Genomic DNA, 18,732 nt, shown 5'->3' on the forward strand with positions numbered 1-18,732 from the left:
AGCATAAACTGGCTGCCGCACATAGTTTATGCATGACTGGCTGGACGCCAGCCCATCCTGAGCCGAATCGGCCTGTGGTTCGTGGCGCTGGGTCCGGCCCGCGCAATCATTGAGGAGAAATTTCCACCATGGCCCGTACCGCCTCCCTGTCCGGATTCCCCGAGTGGCTTCCCCAGGAACGGTTGGTGGAACTGCATGTGCTGGACACGTTGCGCAAGACGTTTGAACTCCACGGCTTCTCTTCCATCGAGACGCGCGCTGTCGAAACCGTCGGCCAGCTTCTCCGCAAGGGCGAGATAGACAAAGAGGTATACGGACTGAGCCGGCTGCAGGAAGACGAGGACGGCGGCGAAGGCGGAAAGTCGGACAAGGCAGATCCCAACGCCTTGGCGCTCCACTTCGACCTCACGGTGCCGTTTGCCCGCTATGTCGTCGAGAACGCCGGCTACCTGGCGTTCCCGTTCCGCCGCTACCAGATCCAGAAGGTGTGGCGGGGGGAGCGGCCCCAGGAGGGTCGCGCCCGCGAGTTCACGCAGGCGGACATCGACGTCGTGGGCGACGGCGAGCTGCCTTTCCGCTACGACGTCGAGATCGCCCTCGTCATCGCGGAAGCGTTGAGCGCCCTTCCCATTCCGGACTTCCGCCTGCGCATCAACAACCGCAAGCTCGCCGAGGGCTTCTACCGCGGTATCGGCCTCACCGACACTGCCGGCGTGCTTCGAAGCATCGACAAGCTCGAGAAGATCGGCGAAGCGAAAGTTGCCGAATTGCTCAGGAGCGAGCTTGGCGCCACGGATGAGCAGGCAGCGCTTGCCTTGAAACTTGCCAGCATCCGCACCGAGGACACGTCCTTCGTGGCGCAGGTGCGTGCGCTTGGCGTATCGGACGAGCTTCTTGAAGAGGGCCTCAGCGAGCTGGAACAAGTCATCGAGGCTGCCGTGCAGCGCGCCCCCGGCAAAGTTGTTGCCGACCTGAGCATCGCCCGCGGCCTCGACTACTACACCGGTACGGTCGTCGAAACCGTCCTGGTGGGACACGAGCAACTCGGTTCCATTTGCTCCGGCGGCCGCTACGACGCCCTCGCCAGCAAGGGCAACCGCAAGTTCCCCGGCGTCGGGCTGTCGATCGGCGTGACCCGCCTGGTCTCCCGCATCTTGAGCCAGGAATTCGCGACGGCGTCGCGCTCGGTTCCCACGGCAGTCCTGGTGGCGCTGAACAACGACGACAGCTGGTCTGCGGCCCAGGATGTGGCGGCCCAGCTGCGTGGACGGGGGATCGCCACCGAAGTTGCGGCGAAGGCCGAGAAGTTCGGCAAGCAGATCAAATTCGCCGACCGACGCGGCATTCCCTTCGTCTGGTTCACGGACGACGACGGCAAGCACCAAGTGAAGGACATCCGCACCGGGGAGCAAGTCGACGCGGATCCGGCCAGCTGGGAGCCGTCACCCGAGGATCTCCACGTCCGCATCACCACGCGATAGCCACGAACCGGCGCCTCAAGGCAAAAGCCCGCGGGCCCGGGCGGGAGCGGGCCGTTCCCGGTGGGGCCATGCTTCGTTCATACGGGTAAACTCGAACGGGATCGTTTTGTCATGGTCCTGAAAATCATGTTGAAAGGAATGCTGTGCTGCGCACACATGACCTCGGATCCCTGCGTTCCGAGCACATTGGACAGACCGTCACCCTGGCTGGCTGGGTAGGCCGCCGCCGAGATCACGGTGGCGTGGCCTTCGTCGATCTGCGTGACGCGTCCGGTGTCGCCCAGGTGGTTGTCCGCGAGGAAGAGGTCTTCCACGGCCTGCGCAATGAATACGTGCTGCAGATCGTGGGCACCGTCAGCAAGCGTCCCGAGGGCAACGAGAACCCGCACCTCGCCACCGGCGAGATCGAGGTCATCGCCGAGAAAGTGGTGATCCTCAACACTTCGGATCCCCTTCCGTTCCAGATCGACGAGCACGTGGAGGTCGGTGAAGAAGCGCGACTCAAGCACCGTTACCTTGACCTGCGCCGCCCCGGCCCCGCCCGGAACCTGCGCCTGCGTTCCGAAGCGAACCGCGTGGCCCGCGAGCTGCTTCACCAGCAGGGTTACGTTGAGATCGAGACTCCCACGCTGACGCGCTCGACGCCGGAAGGCGCCCGCGACTTCGTGGTTCCGGCGCGTCTGGCACCGGGTTCCTGGTATGCGCTTCCGCAGTCCCCGCAGCTTTTCAAGCAGCTGCTCCAGGTTGGCGGTTTCGAAAAGTACTACCAGATCGCTCGTTGCTACCGCGACGAAGACTTCCGTGCGGACCGCCAGCCGGAATTCACCCAGCTCGACATCGAAGCCAGCTTCGTTGACCAGGACGACATCATTGAGCTCGGCGAAGGCATCGTCAAGGCACTATGGCAGCTGATCGACGTCGAGATCCCGACGCCGATCCGCCGTATGACGTACCACGAGGCGATGGCCAAGTACGGCTCCGACAAGCCGGACCTGCGCTTCGGCCTGGAGCTCACTGAATTGACGGAGTTCTTCAAGGACACGAACTTCGGCGTCTTCAAGGCGCCCTACGTTGGCGCCGTCGTCATGCCTGGCGGGGCCTCGCAGGCCCGCCGCGCGCTGGACGCCTGGCAGGAATGGGCCAAGCAGCGTGGCGCCAAGGGTCTCGCCTACGTGTTGTTCAAGGAAGACGGCGAGCTCACGGGCCCCGTTGCCAAGAACCTCACGGACGCGGAGCGTGCCGGCCTGGCTGACGCCGTCGGCGCAAAGCCCGGCGACTGCATCTTCTTCGCCGCCGGCGAGAAGTCACCATCCCGCGCCTTGCTGGGTGCTGCCCGCGTCGAGATCGGCCACCGCACCGGCCTGATCGATCCCAAGGACTGGGCTTTCGTCTGGATCGTGGACGCCCCGATGTTCGAACCGGCTGCCGCAGCCGTCGCTTCCGGCGACGTCGCGGTGGGTGGCGGACAGTGGACGGCCCTGCACCACGCCTTCACCTCCCCGAAGCCCGAGTTCCTGGACTCCTTTGACAAGGACCCGGAAGCGGCCCTGTCGTACGCCTACGACATCGTGTGCAACGGCAACGAAATCGGCGGCGGATCCATCCGTATCCACGAGGCCGATGTCCAGGAGCGCGTTTTCGAGCTCATGGGCCTGGACAAGGAAGACGCGCAGACCAAGTTCGGCTTCCTGCTCGAGGGATTCAAGTACGGCGCACCTCCGCACGGCGGCATGGCCTTCGGGTGGGACCGGGTCGTGGCCCTTCTGGCCGGCGTGGACTCGATCCGCGACGTCATCGCTTTCCCGAAGTCCGGCGGCGGCTACGACCCCCTGACCGCTGCTCCTGCGCCCATCACGGCGCAGCAGCGCAAGGAAGCCGGAGTCGACTTCAAGCCTGAAGCCAAGCCGCAGGCAGCGGCAGCCAAGCCGGAGTAGCTGGAACCGTAGAAGTAGCCCGAAGGCCCTCGCACATTGCGGGGGCCTTCGGCGTAGCATGACGTCGACTGAATTCGAGGAGGACGCGTGACACAGGAAATGGGCCTTGCATCGATCGAGGAGCTCATGGACCGGGCATGGCCCGCCCCGGACCGTGAGGACACCGGGGGATGGGTCATGCGGGCCGCCGGAGGCGTGACACAGCGGGCAAACTCGGTCTGGCCCAGGGAGCAGGCCAGCGACCACGAGTCGGCAGTACGGGCCGCCACGCAGTGGTACCGCTCCCGGCGCCTGCCGCTGATCTTCCAGATTTTCGACGATGAGCGAAGCGCGGGCCTCAACAGTGTGCTCGATGCGCAGCGATTCACCCGGCAGTCGGAGACCCTCATCATGGTCCGTCCGGGCGGCGCCTTTCCAGCTACCCTGCCCGGTGGCCCGGCAACCGGCGTCGAGATCTCGGAGGAGCCTTCCGAAGAGTGGCTCCGGCTGTGGTGGTCCGTTGACGGCCGCGGGGGAGACGCCGAGCTGGACATCGCCCGGAGGATTCTGGTGTCTTGCCCTTCCGTCTACGCTCTCGCGAAGGACGACGACGGCGTCCCGGCCGCCGTCGGGCGCCTCGCCCTGGTGGACGGCAAGGGAGGCATCTACTGCATGGCAACTGCGGCCAAGCACCGCCGCCGTGGCTACGGGCGGCAGGTGCTTGAAGCGCTTCTGGAAGCGGGCGCCCACCGGGGCGTGTCCGAGTTCTGGCTACTGGTAATGGCCTCGAATACCGGCGCCCGGGCCCTGTACGAAGGCGCGGGGTTCGCAGAGCACGGCAGGTACCTCTACCGGCAGGCCCGGCCGCAGCGGGCGTTGTCGGGCTGTTAGCTGGCCCGGCGCCCCTGCTACAACGGATCCGTGACGTCGATCCGCACGGCGCAGGCATCTGCCGCAGCCCTGCGAAGTACGGTTGCGTTGGGGTCGGCAACTGTCAGGAACGCGAGCTTCGCCCGGGACGAATATTCCTTCAACGCCTTTTCTTCGAGGACCGCCGCGGAGAGTGCGGTGTCTCCGCCCAGAACGAGATATTCAATGCTGTCTCCGGCGAACACAGCGGCGGCATAACCGGCCACCGCTTCCGTCAGTGCGTTGGCCTGGTTCTCACGACGACGCGCAAAGCGCTGCTGCGAGGATCCACCTGCAGCCGAGCGGGATTGTACGTAACGTGAGCCCGATTTGGAGGCGGCCACTTTGCCGCCACTCACCACCCCCACCGCGTAGCCGCCCCGGCGCACCAGGATGATTCCGAGCCGCCGTTCCTGCGAAGCAAGCGAGGCCAGGCGCTCAACCGCGGTTGCGCCCCTCCCGGGCCGTCCATCGACAGGCCAGGGGGCCCTTAGTAGAGCGGTAGCGCCATCGGCCGCCCGCAGGAGCGTGCCGCCGTCGTCGGGCTCTTCCTTAACGGCGCCATGGCTCGCGGCGAAGCGCTCCACCCAGCCGGTCAACCGCGGACCGGGGATGAAAGCGGTGCGCACCGCCCCTGGCGGCGGCTTTTCGTTGGGGCCGGACGGCCGGGTCTCCACGTCGATGTCTCCTTCGCTGGAATCATGAGTAGCCTATCCATGTGGAAGATCTCTTTGGTGCCGACGCGGACAATGACGACGACGCCGGCAGCCAGGCGGATTCGGACCGTTCCAGCGATGGACGCGCAGGCACAGGGCGTCCGGCGTCGCCGCGGAGCCCTTTGGCTGTCCGTATGAGGCCCCGGACTCTCGACGACGTTGTGGGCCAGCAGCATTTGCTGGGCCAGGGGTCTCCGTTGCGGCAGCTTGCCGCAGGGGCCAACGCCGCCGGTCCTGCCGGCCCGAGTTCGGTCATCTTGTGGGGACCCCCGGGTACGGGCAAGACGACGCTGGCACACGTCATTGCCCGCGGACCCGGCCGGAAGTTCGTCGAATTGTCCGCCATTACCGCGGGTGTCAAGGATGTCCGCCTGGTCATGGAAAATGCCTTGACTGCCCGGGATCTCTATCGGACCACCACGGTGCTGTTCCTGGATGAGATCCACCGCTTCAACAAAGCCCAGCAGGACGCCCTGCTTCCCGGCGTCGAGAACCGCTGGGTGGTCCTGGTCGCAGCTACCACCGAGAACCCTTCGTTCTCGGTGGTCTCGCCGCTGCTTTCCAGGTCACTGCTGCTTACCTTGAAACCGCTCACCGATAGCGACATCGAAGCGCTGCTGCAGCGCGCCGTTGCCGATGCCCGCGGCTTGGCAGGAGGAGTGGAGCTCACCCCGGAAGCCTTGGAGCACCTGGTCCGCTTGTCCGGGGGCGATGCCCGCCGTGCGCTCACCGCGCTCGAGGCCGCTGCCGGCGTCGCCTACGGTGACAGGAACCACGACGACGGCGACGCGTCCGAAGACGCTTCTGAAGAGGAAGGGCTGGCAGGTGACGGCGCCCCCGAGGCTCCGGTCGTCGTCGAACTCCGCCATACGGAGCGGGCGCTGGACGTGGCTGCCGTCCGATACGACCGCGCGGGCGACCAGCACTATGACGTCGCCAGTGCGTTCATCAAGTCGATCCGCGGTTCCGACGTCGATGCGGCCCTCCACTATCTGGCCCGCATGCTTGAAGCGGGCGAGGATCCGCGCTTCGTGGCCCGCCGGATCGTCATTTCGGCCGCCGAGGACATCGGCATGGCGGATCCGACGGCGCTGCAGACCGCCGTCGCCGCTGCCCAGGCAGTGCAGTTGATCGGCATGCCCGAAGGCCGGATCATCCTCGCCGAAGCGGTGGTGCATCTGGCGACTGCGCCCAAGTCAAATGCCGCCTACCTGGGCATCAACAAAGCCATCGCAGATGTGCGTGCGGGGATGGGGGTCGGGATTCCGGCGCATTTGCGGGACGCGCACTACCAAGGAGCGAAAGGCCTTGGCCACGGCCAAGGCTACAAGTATGCCCACGATGCCCCGCATGGCGTTGCCACCCAGCAGTACGCTCCGGACGATCTGGTCGGCAGGGACTATTACGAGCCCACGGCAAACGGCGCCGAACGGGATATTGCTCCGAGGCTTGAGCGGCTGCGCAGGATCATCCGGGGCAAGTAGCCGTCATGGTAGGCTAGATGCTTGTCTGGCAAGGCTCGGGCGCACAATCCATCAAAATCCAGGTTTTGATGCTGTGCCCTGCGCCCCGTAGCAAAAGGCAGCGGTTGGCCGATGCTCTCCCTCATGGAGGCCAGTAACACTGACACACCGCAGATATTGGAAGGACACAAGTGGCTAACAACACTCGTGCTCGCCGTACCGCACGCCTTTCGCGTGCACTCGGCATCGCTCTGACTCCCAAGGCCGCCAAGTACATGGAGCGCCGTCCGTACGGTCCCGGTGAGCATGGCCGTGCCCGCAAGAAGCAGGACTCTGACTACGCCGTACGTCTGCGCGAAAAGCAGCGTCTGCGCGCCCAGTACGGCATCCGCGAAGCCCAGATGACCCGTGCCTTCGAAGAAGCACGTCGCACCAAGGGCCTGACCGGTGAAAACCTGATCGAACTGCTCGAAATGCGTCTCGACGCCCTCGTGCTGCGTGCCGGCTTCGCCCGCACCATCGCCCAGGCCCGCCAGCTGGTTGTGCACCGCCACATCCTCGTTGACGGCATCCGCGTGGACCGCCCGTCGTTCCGCGTTGCGGAAGGCCAGCTCATCCACGTTCACAGCCGTAGCGAAGTCATGGCTCCGTTCCAGGTTGCAGCTGCCGGCGCACACGTCCTGAACGTCGTTCCGGCATACCTGGACGTCAAGATCGACGCCCTCCAGGCACGCCTGGTTCGTCGCCCGAAGCGCTCCGAGGTCCCCGTGACCTGCGAAGAGCAGCTCGTGGTCGAATTCTACGCTCGCTAATTCCCAGCAAGCACATACAAAGAAGCCCGTGGCACGCGCCGCGGGCTTCTTTGTATGTAAGGTACTTGGGGAAGCCATGCCGGGGTGCCTGTGTAGAACCACATGGCGAACCAGCGGCAAAGCAACAAATGCTAGGAGATGAGTATCCATGACTGGTGGCGATATTGCAGGCCTGATCGCAGCCGGAGTTTTCGCGCTCCTTGTAGTCCTGTTGGCCGTGCCGATCCTCAAACTCGGGCGGGTCTTCGATGAGGTCCGCACCTCCATCCGTTCCTTGAGCGACGGAGCGACCCCCCTGATGGACGAGGTCACGGCGACGGTTTCCACCACCAACCAGCAGCTGAAAAAGGTGGATGGCATCACCTCCAACGTTTCCGACGCCTCCGCCAACATCTCTGCCTTGTCCTCGCTGGTGGCCGCAACAGTCGGTTCGCCGCTCATCAAGGTGGCAGCGTTCAGCTATGGAGTGCGCTCGGCTTTTGCCGCCCGCCGCAAACCGGGCAGTGGCCGCCGCAGCCGCTGAATCCGTTCGTAAGTCACGACCTTCGTATGTCAGGAAAACTGTGAAAAGAATTGTCTGGATGGGGATCGGCATGGCAATCGGAGTCATCGCCTTCCGCAAGATCACCCAAGCACAGGCCGCCATTGGCCCCGAAGGCCTGAACCGTGCCGTTGCGCGGCTGGCCGACGGCGTGTACGACTTCGCCGACGCCGTGCGCGCCGGAATGAATGAACGCGAAGTCGACCTCAGGGCCGCGCTTGGCATCGTAGAGTCCGACGCCGGCAGCCGTTAGCAGCCGCGGTTCGCCCAAGCGGCCGTCAACAGGGCAGAATTAGAAGCTGCGGCAATGGCGCATGCCAGAACCGCGCACAAACTCATGTGCAGTGAATTGAGAAGGGTAAGTAATCAGCTAATGAAGTCGCAGGAGATCACCAAACGCTGGGTGGACTTTTTTGTCAGCAAGGGCCACACAGCCGTCGCCTCAGCATCGCTCGTATCCAGCGACCCTTCCCTGCTCTTCACTGTGGCCGGCATGGTTCCCTTCATTCCCTACCTCACCGCCCGCGAGGAGCCGCCCTTCGACCGCGCCACGAGCGTCCAGAAGTGCATCCGCACCGGCGACATCGAGGAAGTGGGCAAGACCGCCCGCCACGGCACGTTCTTCCAGATGTGCGGAAACTTTTCCTTCGGGGACTACTTCAAGGAAGACGCCATCAAGTTCGCCTTCGAGTTGCTCACCAAGAGCGTCGACGACGGCGGTTACGGACTCGACGTCGAGCGCCTCTGGGTGACCGTCTACGAGGAAGACGACGAAGCCCAGGACTTGTGGCTGAAGAACACCGGCATCCCTGCCTCGCGCATCCAGAGGATGGGGAAGGCCGACAACTACTGGTCCACCGGGCAGCCTGGTCCTGCCGGCCCGTGCTCGGAAATCTACTATGACCGCGGCCCGGCCTATGGCGCCGAAGGCGGTCCCATCGCGGACGAAAACCGCTATGTCGAAATCTGGAACCTCGTGTTCATGCAGTACCAGATCGAGAACGTCCGCTCGAAGGTGGACTTCGACATCGTTGGCGAACTGCCCAAGAAGAACATCGATACCGGCCTCGGCATGGAACGCCTCGCGATGATCCTGCAGGGCGTCGAAAACATGTACGAAACGGACCAGGTCCGTCCCGTCATCGACAAGGCCGCAGCCCTTTCCGGCAAGGAATACACCTCTGCCGAGTCCGCTGACGACCCGCACCACACGGACGACGTCCGGATGCGCGTCGTCGCCGACCACATCCGTTCGGCCCTCATGCTCATTTCCGACGGCGTGTCCCCGTCCAACGAAGGCCGCGGCTACGTACTGCGCCGGCTGATCCGCCGTGCCGTCCGTGCGATGCGCCTCCTCGGGGTCGAAGAAGCCTGCCTGCCGCAATTGCTCCCGGCTTCCCGCGACGCCATGAAGGGTGTCTACCCCGTGGTGGAGACCGACTTCGATCGCATCAGCCGCATCGCCTACGCCGAAGAAAAAGCCTTCCTGCGCACCATCGCCTCCGGCACCGCGCGCCTCGAGGAAGCCGTGGTGCTCTCCAAGGCCGCCGGAAAGCCGCTGTCCGGCGAGGATGCCTTCGCCCTTCACGACACCTACGGATTCCCGATCGACCTCACCCTCGAAATGGCCGAGGAGGCCGGCTTGAAGGTTGACGAAGCCGAATTCCGCAGCCTCATGCTGGAGCAGCGCCAGCGCGCCCAGGCGGATGCCAAGGCCAAGAAGGGTGGACACGCCGACGTCTCGGCCTTCCAGGAGCTCCTGGCCGAGGGCGAGACGGTCTTCACCGGCTACACCGAACTGGAAGGCGAGGCCCGGGTCCGCGGCATCGTGAGCTCGGGCCGGCGTGTTGCCCACGCCTCCACGGGCGACGAAATCGAGCTCGTGCTCAACGAGACCCCGTTTTACGCAGAGGCGGGTGGCCAGTCGGCCGACAAGGGCCTCATCACCGGTGACGGCTTCGTCGTCGAGGTCCTCGACGTCCAGCGCCCCGTGAAGGGCCTGAGCGTCCACAAGGCTATCGTCCGCGAAGGCGAGATCGCCTCGGACGCTTTGGTGCGTGCCGCCGTCGACCGCGAACGCCGCCACGCCGCCGAGCAGGCCCACACGGGCACCCACATCGTGCACGCCGCCCTGCACCAGATCCTCGGCCCGGAAGCCACCCAGCGTGGCTCTTTCAACAAGGCCGGTTACCTGCGCTTCGACTTCGCCTGGGGCGAGGGATTGAGCGCAGCCACGAAGTCCGAGATCGAAGAGGTCTCGAACATCGCCATCCGCAATAACTTCCGGGTGGACACCAAGGTGATGGGCCTCGCCGAGGCAAAGGCCCTGGGCGCCATGGCCCTCTTCGGCGAAAACTACGGCAGCGAAGTCCGGGTTGTGGAGATCGACGGCGCGTGGTCCCGTGAGCTTTGCGGTGGCACCCATGTGGCCAACACCTCCCTCATCGGGAGCCTGTCGCTGCTCGGCGAGCAATCCGTGGGTTCGGGAAACCGCCGCGTGGAAGCCTTCGTCGGCCTCGACGCCTTCCGGCACCTCGCAGCTGAGCGAGCCTTGGTCACCGAGCTTACGGAGATGCTCAAGGTCCCGTCGGGCCAGTTGGCGGACCGGATCTCCAGCACCTTGGCCAAGCTCAAGGCAACGGAAAAGGAACTCGACCGCCTCCGCAAGGAACAGCTGACCGCAGCCGCTGCGAACCTCGTTGCCACGGCCCAGGATGCCGCAGGCGTCCGGGTAGTGGCGCACGACGCCGGCCAAGTCGGGGGAGCGGACGACCTCCGCAGCCTCGCCATGGACCTGCGAAACCGGCTCGGCTCCGAAGCTTCCACGGTTGCCGTGGCCGGTGTCAGCAACGATCGTCCGGTCATCATCATCGCCACCAACGAGGCAGCGCGTGAAGCAGGCGTCAAGGCAGGCGCCCTTGTCCGCGTGGCCGCAGGAATCCTCGGTGGCGGCGGTGGCGGCAAGGACGACGTCGCCCAAGGCGGCGGAACCGACGCCGCGAAGATCGCACCGGCCCTTGCGGCCGTTGTGGACGCGATCGCCAAGCGCTGATTTTGGAGGCCATTGCGAGCAACGACGACTACCCCCGGGGCATCAAACTGGGGGTAGACGTCGGGACCGTCCGTGTGGGAGTCGCCATCTGCGACCCGGACGGGATCCTGGCCACGCCGTTCAAGACGGTAAGCCGGGACGCCAAGAAGAATTCCGATATCGGGGTCATTGTCCGGCAGGCCGAGGAGCTCGGCGTAGTCCAGATCTTCGTCGGCCTGCCGCGGACGATGAAGGGCGAAGAACACGCTTCTGCGGCCATGGCCACGGACTACGCGGACTTGCTGGCAGCCCACTTGCAGCGCCGTGGACTCGATGTTCCAGTCAACATGGTGGACGAGAGGCTCAGTACTGTGACGGCCCACCGCAATCTCCATGAAGCTGGCATGAGCAGCAAGGATCATCGTAAAGTGGTGGATCAGGTTGCCGCTGCCGGAATTCTGCAGCACGCGATCGACATGCAAAAAGCCAGAGGTGCGGATGTGGGCAGGCGCGTGCAGGCGCCGATGCCACCCCAACACATTGACGGTGCCAGTGCGCCGCTGCCGGCCTCCGGCATTGATCCACACTCTCCAACGAGGGGAAGACAATAGTGAGCCCGGTCAACAACGACCCCTCCAACGACGCAGCAGAAGACCGTACCCGGCCTCTGACGCGTCGTGAAATCCGTGCCAGGGAACGATTCCTGGAGACGCAGAACCAGGAGGTGTTGCCACCACCTGTGCCTGTCCACTTTGAACCTGTCGCAGTCCCGAAACCGCAGCCTGCATACGTCCCGGACTATGCGCCGGCGGCCCCGGAAGCGACCACGCACGCCGCTGACCTCCACGACGACGGTATCCATGGCGACGGTAACCATGGAGAAGCAGTCCGGTCCCAAGAGGACCTGCAGGAGCACCCTGACCCGGCGCAGCCTGAAGTTCCCCTGCAGCCCGTTGACGCCGTGCACCCCATCGACGACACAGTGCAGCCAGAGGTCGAGCACTACGACGTGGCGCACCCCGACGACGTCAGGCACGATACTCTCCACCCCGATGTCGTCGAGCACGACGCTGTTCACAGCTACGACGTTGCACACGATGACGAGTTTCACGACCTGCAGGCCCATGACGAAGGTTATGCGCACCACGACCCCCAGTTCGACTACGGGGTCCACGAGGAGCACGGTGCGCACGACCTCATGGCAGCTGCGACTCCTGCGCCGAAGGTCCCCTCGAAGAAGGTCCGCAGGCGCCGTCGGCTTGTCGCGCTCCTGCTCACCCTCACGGTGTTCGTCGCAGCGGTTGCCGTTGGTGCACAGTTCCTGAAGCCATTGCTCGGGATGGACAAGGTCAGCGACTACCCAGGCCCGGGCACCGGCTCGGTCACCATTACTGTTGCCCCGGGCTCCGGCCCCAAGCTGGTCGCGAGCAACCTCCAGAGCCAGCACGTCATTGCCGACGCCGATTCTTTCGTGGCAGCCTTCACTGCCGCCGGTGGTGAGCTCTCACCCGGTGATTTCACTTTCAAAACGGAAATGAAGAACTCCGATGCGGTGAATGTGCTCCTCGGCAAGGATTCTTCCAAGGTCATGTACTTCGCATTGAGTGCCGGATTGCGCATCGGTGAATCCCTTGACGCGATCTCCAAGGGTTCGGGCATACCTCTCTCCGAATTGAAGGCGCTCAGCGACTCGCCGGCCCAGTTTGGCGTCCCTGCCCAGGCAAAGAACCTGGAAGGCTTCCTGGCACCGGGGGAGTACCGTTTCCCCGTTGGAACCTCTGCCAAGGACATCCTCCAGAAGCTGGTCACGGCCACTACCGACGAGCTCAAGGCCCAGGGTGTCACGGATCCCGCCAAGCAGTACCAGACCATCACGGTAGCCAGCATCGTGCAGGCTGAAGGCGGGCAGGCCGATTACGGCAACGTGGCCGGCGCCATTTACAACAGGCTCAAACCGGGCAACACCGAGACGAACGGGCTCATCCAGTCCGACGCCACCGTTACGTACGGCCTGGGTACCAAGACCTTCCACCTGACCGACGCCCAGAAGGCCGACAAGGGCAACCCCTACAACACCTACGCCAACGTGGGCCTGCCGGTCGGCCCCATCGGTTCACCCGGCAAGACGGCGATCGATGCCGCCGCCAAGCCGACAGCCAACAACTACCTTTACTGGGTGACGATCAATCTCGACACCAAGGAAACCAAGTTCTCCAGCACCCTGGCGGAACACCTCAAGTACGTTGACCAATACAACGCCTGGTGTGCTGCCAACGCCGGACGGTGCGTGTGAGTAGACGTGCTGCCGTCCTGGGGCACCCCATCAGCCACTCGAAGTCACCAGCGCTCCACCGAGCGGCCTACGCGAAGCTCGGGCTCGACATCGAATACTCGGCGATCGATGTAACGGTGGAGCGGCTCCCGGCCTTCATGGCGGGCCTCGTGGACGGGGATGACTGGTGCGGTTTGTCCGTCACCATGCCCCTCAAGACCGCCATGGTGGACGAAGTCGACGAGGTCCGGGGGGCCGGTGCGTACTTGGGCGTCATCAACACGGTGGCTTTCGAAGCGACTGAGTACGGCGTGCGGCGGGTCGGCCACAACACGGATGTGGCGGGCATAGTCGACGCCGTCAGGAATGCAGGAGTCAAGGAGCAGCCGGGCTCGGCGGTCCTTGGCGGCGGAGGGACCTCGGCAGCGGCTATTGCGGCGCTCCGGGAGCTCGGTTCGAAACACGTTGACGTCTTTGTGCGCGACGCCGGACGGGCCGCCGAGGCGAAAGCCGCGGCAGCCGCCGTCGGGCTTTCCATCCACCTCCGGCCGATGACCGAAGCGGCTGTTGGCATGGCAGGAGCGGATCTGGTGATCTCCACGCTTCCGCCGCGGGCGGCGGACGGAATTGCGGCGCAGCTTGGGCAGCTTCCCGACGGCACGCTTCCCGACGTCGGCACAGGTGTGCTGCTCGATGTGGCCTACGATCCTTGGCCCAGCCGTATTGCCGAAGCATGGCGTTCGCGGGGCGGAGTGGTGGTTCCGGGCCTCGAGATGTTGCTCTATCAGGCCGTGGAGCAAATCCGTTTGTTTTCAGGAGCCGACGTCACCGCCGATGTCATAGATGTGATGTGTGACTCAGTCGGGCTTCCCCGGCGGGTCTAGTAGGGGCCTTACATGGCAGGATTGGATATATGTTGCGTTGGTTGACTGCCGGTGAATCCCATGGCCCGGCACTGCTCGGAATTGTTGAAGGCGTCCCCGCCGGTGTTGAACTCACCAGCGAGGAAATACGTGACGCCTTGGCGCGTCGCCGTCTCGGCTATGGCCGCGGCGCCCGGATGAAGTTCGAGCAGGACGAAGTGACCATCCTTGGCGGCGTCAGGCACGGTGTGACGCAGGGTGGCCCCGTCGCGATCCAGATCGGCAACACCGAATGGCCCAAATGGGAGCAGATCATGTCTGCCGACCCGGTGGACCCCGCAGTCCTCGCGGACCAAGCCCGCAATGCGCCGTTGACACGTCCGAGGCCCGGCCATGCGGACTTCACAGGCATGCAGAAGTACGGATTCCCTGAGGCCCGCCCTGTGTTGGAACGCGCCAGCGCCCGCGAGACCGCCACGCGTGTCGCCTTGGGTACCGTCGCTTCGCAATTCCTGAAGCAGCTTGGCATCGAGCTCGTGAGCCACACCGTATCCATCGCGAGCGTGACCGTGCCCGAGGGCCGCCCCCTGCCCGTGCCGTCCGACGTCCTGGCCCTCGACGCCGATCCTCTGCGTTGTTTCGACCGGGAGACCTCCGACGCCATGGTGGCCGAGGTCGACGCAGCACACAAGGAAGGCGAAACCCTCGGCGGTGTTGTCGAAGTCCTGGCCTACGGCCTTCCGCCGGGGCTCGGAAGCTACGTGCACTGGGACCGTCGCCTCGACTCCCGCCTGGCCGCTGCCCTGATGGGCATCCAGGCAATCAAGGGCGTCGAAGTCGGCGATGGCTTCCTGACAGCGGCCCGCCGTGGCTCCGCCGCGCACGATGAAATCGTCAAGGACGAGACCGGCCGGATCGTCCGCAAGACCAACCGGGCCGGTGGCATCGAAGGCGGAATGAGCATCGGCGAAGTCCTGCGTGTCCGTGCCGCCATGAAGCCCATCGCCACCGTCCCTCGTGCGTTGAAGACCATTGACGTGAGCACCGGTGAGGCCGCCAAGGCGCACCACCAGCGCTCCGACGTCTGTGCCGTTCCGGCGGCGGGTGTCGTGGCCGAGGCCATGGTTGCCCTGGTGTTGGCCGAGGCCGTTGCCGAGAAGTTCGGCGGTGACTCGGTCGCTGAGACCGCCCGGAACCTTCGGGGTTACCTGGACAGCATCCCGGCAACCCTGGACTCGGTCGGCCACTAGTGGTCCGCGGTAACCCGGGCGCCGGTTATGGGCGCGCGATCGTTTTGGTTGGGCCAATGGCCGTCGGCAAGTCGGTCATCGGCCAGCAACTCGCCCAACAATTGGGCGTGCCCTTCGTGGACACGGACGCCGTCATCGTTGAGCAACACGGCACGATTGCGGATATTTTCGCCGGTCGCGGAGAACACGCATTCCGGGAGATCGAGGCCAGGACGGTGGCACGCGCCGTCGACGCTGCGAACATCAACCGTGCCGTAGTCTCGCTGGGTGGCGGCGCAGTGCTCGATTCGGGCACGCAGCAGCTGCTGGGCGACTGCACCGTGATCTACCTTGAGTGCGACGCCGAGACTGTCGCCGAGCGCATTGCCCGCAACACAGGCCGGCCACTCCTGGCCGGCGACGCCATGGCCCGCTGGGAGACCCTTTTTGCCGCCCGGCGTCCAGTCTATGAACGCCTTGCAGACATCATCGTCGACGTCCGGTCCGGGACAGTGGCGGAAATCGCCCTCCACGTGGAGGAAAGACTGCGTGAATACGCGGCCTTGAAAGAGGAAGTGCAAAAGTGAGCAACGAAGCAACTGTCATCAAGGTCACTGGCCAGTCCGCCAACGAGAACTATGACGTCGTTGTCGGGCGCGGCCTCCTGGAGACCCTTCCCGCGAAGCTGGGCGAGCGGGTCCGGCGGGTTCTCGTGATCCACCCTCGTGCCCTGCGCCTCACGGGCGATACGGTCCGCGCCGAACTCGAGGCTGCCGGGTTCACGGCCCTCACAGCCGAGATCCCCGACGCCGAAGAAGGCAAGCACATCCAGGTTGCCGCCTTCTGCTGGCAAGTGCTTGGCCAGAACGACTTCACCCGCTCCGACGCCATCGTGGCGGTCGGCGGCGGCGCGGTCACCGACCTCGCCGGATTCGTCGCCGCAACGTGGCTGCGCGGCGTCAAGGTCATCCACATGCCCACGAGCCTCCTCGGTATGGTGGACGCATCGGTTGGCGGCAAGACCGGCATCAACACGGCCGAAGGCAAGAACCTGGTAGGTTCCTTCCATCCGCCCGCGGCTGTCCTCGCGGACCTGGACACTCTCCAGACGCTGCCCAAGAACGAGTTGATCTCCGGAATGGCGGAGGTCATCAAGTGCGGATTCATTGCCGATCCCGCCATCCTGGAACTCGTCGAAAACAAGCCGGAGGAAGTCACCGATCCAGGCTCGGCGGTGCTCCGCGAGCTCATCGAACGCGCCATCGCGGTCAAAGCGAAGGTGGTTTCCGAAGACCTCAAGGAATCCGGCCTGCGTGAAATCCTCAACTACGGGCACACCCTTGGCCATGCGATCGAACTCGTGGAACGCTACTCGTGGCGCCACGGCGCAGCGGTTTCGGTCGGCATGATGTTTGCCGCCGAGCTCGCCCGCAGCGTCGGCCGGCTTTCCGACGTCGACGCCGACAGGCACCGCACCATCCTGGAGGGACTCGGGTTGCCGGTCACCTACCGCCGGGACCGCTGGCAGGGCCTGCTGGACGGCATGCGCCGTGACAAGAAATCCCGCGGAGACCTCTTGCGCTTCGTGGTGCTCGACGGCGTCGCAAAGCCCGGAATCCTTGACGTCCCGGACACCTCGTTGCTCTTCGCTGCCTACCAGGAGATCGCATCATGACCACCGAGACCTTCAGCAGCATCAGCGATTGGCCCACGGGCGGATTCCCCGGGGTGCGCACCAACCCTGACACCCTCCTGCCGGCCATCGTCAACGAGGAAGCCATGCAGTCCGCACTGGCCGAGTCGAGCGATCCGGCCGACCGCATCATGGCCCTCATGCTCGAAGGCCACCCGGGTGAAGCCGCCGAGTTGTTGGCCGAGGCGCGCTACAACGATCCCGAGTCGTTCAAATTGCGGATCTTCGAGGCCGAACTGCACCGTACCACCAACCGCTTTGACCGGGCCGTGGAGCTCTTCCGCCAACTCCTGGGCGAAGTCCACGGCACCGCCAAGGAACCTGTCGTCCACCAATATTTGGGGCGGGCCTATTTTGTGGCCGGCAATCACGTCGCCGCTGCAGAATCGTTTACCAAGGCCTTGGACCTGCGGGTCGCCTTGGCGGCCGACGCTTCGCTGATCTACTCCTCTGCTGTGGCCCTGCAGCGCGCCCGGAACGTCCTCGAGTTCGCCTCCTGACACGGGCGCGGCCAGGCTCGGCGCATTTTGCCGGTAGAATGGACTTTGGATTTTTGATAAATACGCGCTGGCGGCCGTCACGGCATGCCTGCTTGGCATAGTCGGCTGGAAGCTAAACCAGTAGCTAAAGCAGTAGCTAGCACCAGTGAGAGAAACCAGAGGATACTAGTGGCAACCACAAATGACATCAAGAATGGAACCGTGCTGAAGCTCGAGGGCCAGCTCTGGAACATCATTGAGTTCCAGCACGTCAAGCCGGGCAAGGGCGGCGCGTTCGTGCGCACGAAGATGCGCAACGTCATGTCGGGCAAAGTGGTCGACAAGACCTTCAACGCCGGCCTCAAGATCGAAACCGCCACGGTTGACCGCCGCGACTACCAGTACCTGTACCAGGACGGCGCGGACTTCGTGTTCATGGACACCCAGGACTTCGACCAGATCACGGTTTCCGGTGCCACGGTAGGCGACGCCACCAACTTCATGCTGGAAAACCAGATGGTCAACATCGCCATCCACGAGGGCACCCCGCTCTACATCGAACTGCCCCCGAGCGTTGTCCTCGAAATCACCTACACCGAGCCGGGCCTGCAGGGCGACCGCTCCTCGGCCGGAACGAAGCCGGCTACCCTCGAGACCGGCTACGAGATCCAGGTGCCCCTCTTCGTTGAGAACAACACCAAGGTCAAGGTCGACACCCGCGACGGCAGCTACCTGGGCCGGGTCAACGACTAGTGAGCGCCCGTGGTAAGGCCCGTAACAGGGCCCTCGAAGTACTGTTCGAGGCGGAGCAGCGTTCCGCCTCCGCTTTCGAGGTCTTGAAGGCCCGCCGGGAAATGACCGACCTCGTCGTCAACCCGTACACGGTGGACATCGTGGAAGGCGTGGTTGCCATGCAGCCCACCATCGACGAGTTCCTGCAGACCTACGCCCAGGGCTGGACCTTGGAGCGGATGCCGGCGGTAGACCGCATCATCCTGCGGATCGGCGCCTGGGAACTCCTCTACAACGACGACGTGCCTGACGGCGTAGCAGTCAGCGAAGCGGTAGCCCTGGCCAAGGTCATGTCCACCGACGAATCTCCTGCGTTCATCAACGGCCTCCTCGGCCGCCTGCAGACGCTGAAGCCTTCACTGCTCGCATAAGCGGCATTGGAAGCAGACGAAGGGCCGGAGCCACGGGAAACCGCGGGCACCGGCCCTTCGTCGTACCCGCAACTGTGAGCTAAAACGCAGCGCCCTGGCCCCGGGCGCGTCCGGCAGGCCTGAGCCCTGTGGTAATTTTGAAGAGCAAATGTTCCTTTTTTAATTCC

The 18,732-nt window shown here is 64.6% G+C and carries 18 protein-coding genes; 17 read left to right on the plus strand and 1 reads right to left on the minus strand.

Going from position 1 to position 18,732, the window contains the following annotated elements; genetic code table 11:
* Positions 1-128 precede the first annotated feature (128 nt).
* The 3 genes from hisS (at position 129) to AC3WJM_RS16380 (ending at position 4,285) form a co-directional block, all read left to right on the plus strand.
* Positions 129-1,481 carry a histidine--tRNA ligase gene (gene hisS, locus AC3WJM_RS16370; RefSeq protein ID WP_284989265.1) on the plus strand — a complete coding sequence of 451 codons (1,353 nt, stop codon included), beginning with the start codon at positions 129-131 and terminating at the stop codon, positions 1,479-1,481.
* A gap of 143 nt (positions 1,482-1,624) precedes the next feature.
* Entirely contained in the window at positions 1,625-3,415 is a 1,791-nt protein-coding gene (gene aspS, locus AC3WJM_RS16375; RefSeq protein ID WP_306959769.1) for an aspartate--tRNA ligase, read from the plus strand.
* Between the two features lie 99 nt (positions 3,416-3,514).
* Entirely contained in the window at positions 3,515-4,285 is a 771-nt protein-coding gene (locus AC3WJM_RS16380) for a GNAT family N-acetyltransferase (protein WP_441438267.1), read from the plus strand.
* A gap of 17 nt (positions 4,286-4,302) precedes the next feature.
* Here AC3WJM_RS16380 and AC3WJM_RS16385 read toward each other — a convergent pair whose 3' ends face one another.
* Positions 4,303-4,980: an acVLRF1 family peptidyl-tRNA hydrolase gene (locus AC3WJM_RS16385; RefSeq protein WP_332602174.1), complete on the minus strand. Its 678-nt coding sequence runs from the start codon at positions 4,978-4,980 to the stop codon at positions 4,303-4,305.
* 41 nt (positions 4,981-5,021) lie between these two features.
* On the opposite strand from AC3WJM_RS16385, the gene AC3WJM_RS16390 reads away from it, so the two are divergent.
* The 14 genes from AC3WJM_RS16390 to nusB all read left to right on the plus strand — a co-directional run bounded on the left by AC3WJM_RS16390 (position 5,022) and on the right by nusB (position 18,565).
* Positions 5,022-6,503: a replication-associated recombination protein A gene (locus AC3WJM_RS16390; protein WP_284989268.1), complete on the plus strand. Its 1,482-nt coding sequence runs from the start codon at positions 5,022-5,024 to the stop codon at positions 6,501-6,503.
* A gap of 170 nt (positions 6,504-6,673) precedes the next feature.
* Positions 6,674-7,294 (plus strand): 30S ribosomal protein S4, encoded by a 621-nt coding sequence (gene rpsD, locus AC3WJM_RS16395; RefSeq protein WP_028267147.1) that lies wholly within the window; start codon positions 6,674-6,676, stop codon positions 7,292-7,294.
* Between the two features lie 148 nt (positions 7,295-7,442).
* Complete coding sequence (locus tag AC3WJM_RS16400) at positions 7,443-7,817, plus strand: DUF948 domain-containing protein (RefSeq protein WP_059389201.1); 375 nt, start codon at positions 7,443-7,445, stop codon at positions 7,815-7,817.
* 58 nt (positions 7,818-7,875) lie between these two features.
* Entirely contained in the window at positions 7,876-8,088 is a 213-nt protein-coding gene (locus AC3WJM_RS16405) for a hypothetical protein (RefSeq protein ID WP_059389200.1), read from the plus strand.
* A 120-nt stretch (positions 8,089-8,208) separates the two neighbouring features.
* Positions 8,209-10,887 (plus strand): alanine--tRNA ligase, encoded by a 2,679-nt coding sequence (gene alaS / locus AC3WJM_RS16410; RefSeq protein ID WP_492272401.1) that lies wholly within the window; start codon positions 8,209-8,211, stop codon positions 10,885-10,887.
* Between the two features lie 2 nt (positions 10,888-10,889).
* The gene (gene ruvX, locus AC3WJM_RS16415) at positions 10,890-11,477 is read left to right on the plus strand and encodes a Holliday junction resolvase RuvX (protein WP_307053988.1); all 588 of its coding nucleotides are present in this window, start codon (positions 10,890-10,892) and stop codon (positions 11,475-11,477) included.
* On the plus strand, positions 11,477-13,159 hold the full coding sequence (gene mltG / locus AC3WJM_RS16420) for an endolytic transglycosylase MltG (protein WP_307053989.1): 1,683 nt from the start codon (positions 11,477-11,479) through the stop codon (positions 13,157-13,159). The genes ruvX and mltG overlap by 1 nt, the downstream gene beginning before the upstream one ends.
* Positions 13,156-14,022, plus strand: coding sequence for a shikimate dehydrogenase (locus AC3WJM_RS16425; protein ID WP_284989272.1), 867 nt, complete (start codon positions 13,156-13,158; stop codon positions 14,020-14,022). The genes mltG and AC3WJM_RS16425 overlap by 4 nt, the downstream gene beginning before the upstream one ends.
* Positions 14,023-14,051: 29 nt before the next feature.
* The gene (aroC, locus tag AC3WJM_RS16430; protein ID WP_059389196.1) at positions 14,052-15,251 is read left to right on the plus strand and encodes a chorismate synthase; all 1,200 of its coding nucleotides are present in this window, start codon (positions 14,052-14,054) and stop codon (positions 15,249-15,251) included.
* Positions 15,251-15,817, plus strand: coding sequence for a shikimate kinase (locus AC3WJM_RS16435; protein WP_492272402.1), 567 nt, complete (start codon positions 15,251-15,253; stop codon positions 15,815-15,817). The genes aroC and AC3WJM_RS16435 overlap by 1 nt, the downstream gene beginning before the upstream one ends.
* A complete protein-coding gene (gene aroB, locus AC3WJM_RS16440; RefSeq protein ID WP_284989274.1) occupies positions 15,814-16,905 on the plus strand; it encodes a 3-dehydroquinate synthase in 1,092 nt (363 codons plus the stop codon). Before AC3WJM_RS16435 ends, aroB begins: the two co-directional genes overlap by 4 nt.
* Entirely contained in the window at positions 16,902-17,423 is a 522-nt protein-coding gene (locus AC3WJM_RS16445) for a tetratricopeptide repeat protein (RefSeq protein ID WP_492272403.1), read from the plus strand. The genes aroB and AC3WJM_RS16445 overlap by 4 nt, the downstream gene beginning before the upstream one ends.
* 168 nt (positions 17,424-17,591) lie before the next feature.
* The gene (gene efp / locus AC3WJM_RS16450) at positions 17,592-18,155 is read left to right on the plus strand and encodes an elongation factor P (protein ID WP_028267136.1); all 564 of its coding nucleotides are present in this window, start codon (positions 17,592-17,594) and stop codon (positions 18,153-18,155) included.
* Positions 18,155-18,565, plus strand: coding sequence for a transcription antitermination factor NusB (gene nusB / locus AC3WJM_RS16455; protein ID WP_059389192.1), 411 nt, complete (start codon positions 18,155-18,157; stop codon positions 18,563-18,565). The genes efp and nusB overlap by 1 nt, the downstream gene beginning before the upstream one ends.
* Positions 18,566-18,732 lie beyond the last annotated feature (167 nt).

This window comes from Arthrobacter sp. FW306-1B-G06A, assembly GCF_058781765.1.

What these genes read in the sequence shown, in the direction of transcription:
- hisS (WP_284989265.1), top strand. Translation starts at nt 129, where the DNA reads ATGGCCCGTACCGCCTCCCTGTCCGGATTCCCCGAGTGGCTTCCCCAG.
- AC3WJM_RS16380 (WP_441438267.1), top strand. Translation starts at nt 3,515, where the DNA reads ATGGGCCTTGCATCGATCGAGGAGCTCATGGACCGGGCATGGCCCGCC.
- AC3WJM_RS16400 (WP_059389201.1), top strand. Translation starts at nt 7,443, where the DNA reads ATGACTGGTGGCGATATTGCAGGCCTGATCGCAGCCGGAGTTTTCGCG.
- AC3WJM_RS16405 (WP_059389200.1), top strand. Translation starts at nt 7,876, where the DNA reads ATGGGGATCGGCATGGCAATCGGAGTCATCGCCTTCCGCAAGATCACC.
- alaS (WP_492272401.1), top strand. Translation starts at nt 8,209, where the DNA reads ATGAAGTCGCAGGAGATCACCAAACGCTGGGTGGACTTTTTTGTCAGC.
- aroC (WP_059389196.1), top strand. Translation starts at nt 14,052, where the DNA reads ATGTTGCGTTGGTTGACTGCCGGTGAATCCCATGGCCCGGCACTGCTC.
- AC3WJM_RS16445 (WP_492272403.1), top strand. Translation starts at nt 16,902, where the DNA reads ATGACCACCGAGACCTTCAGCAGCATCAGCGATTGGCCCACGGGCGGA.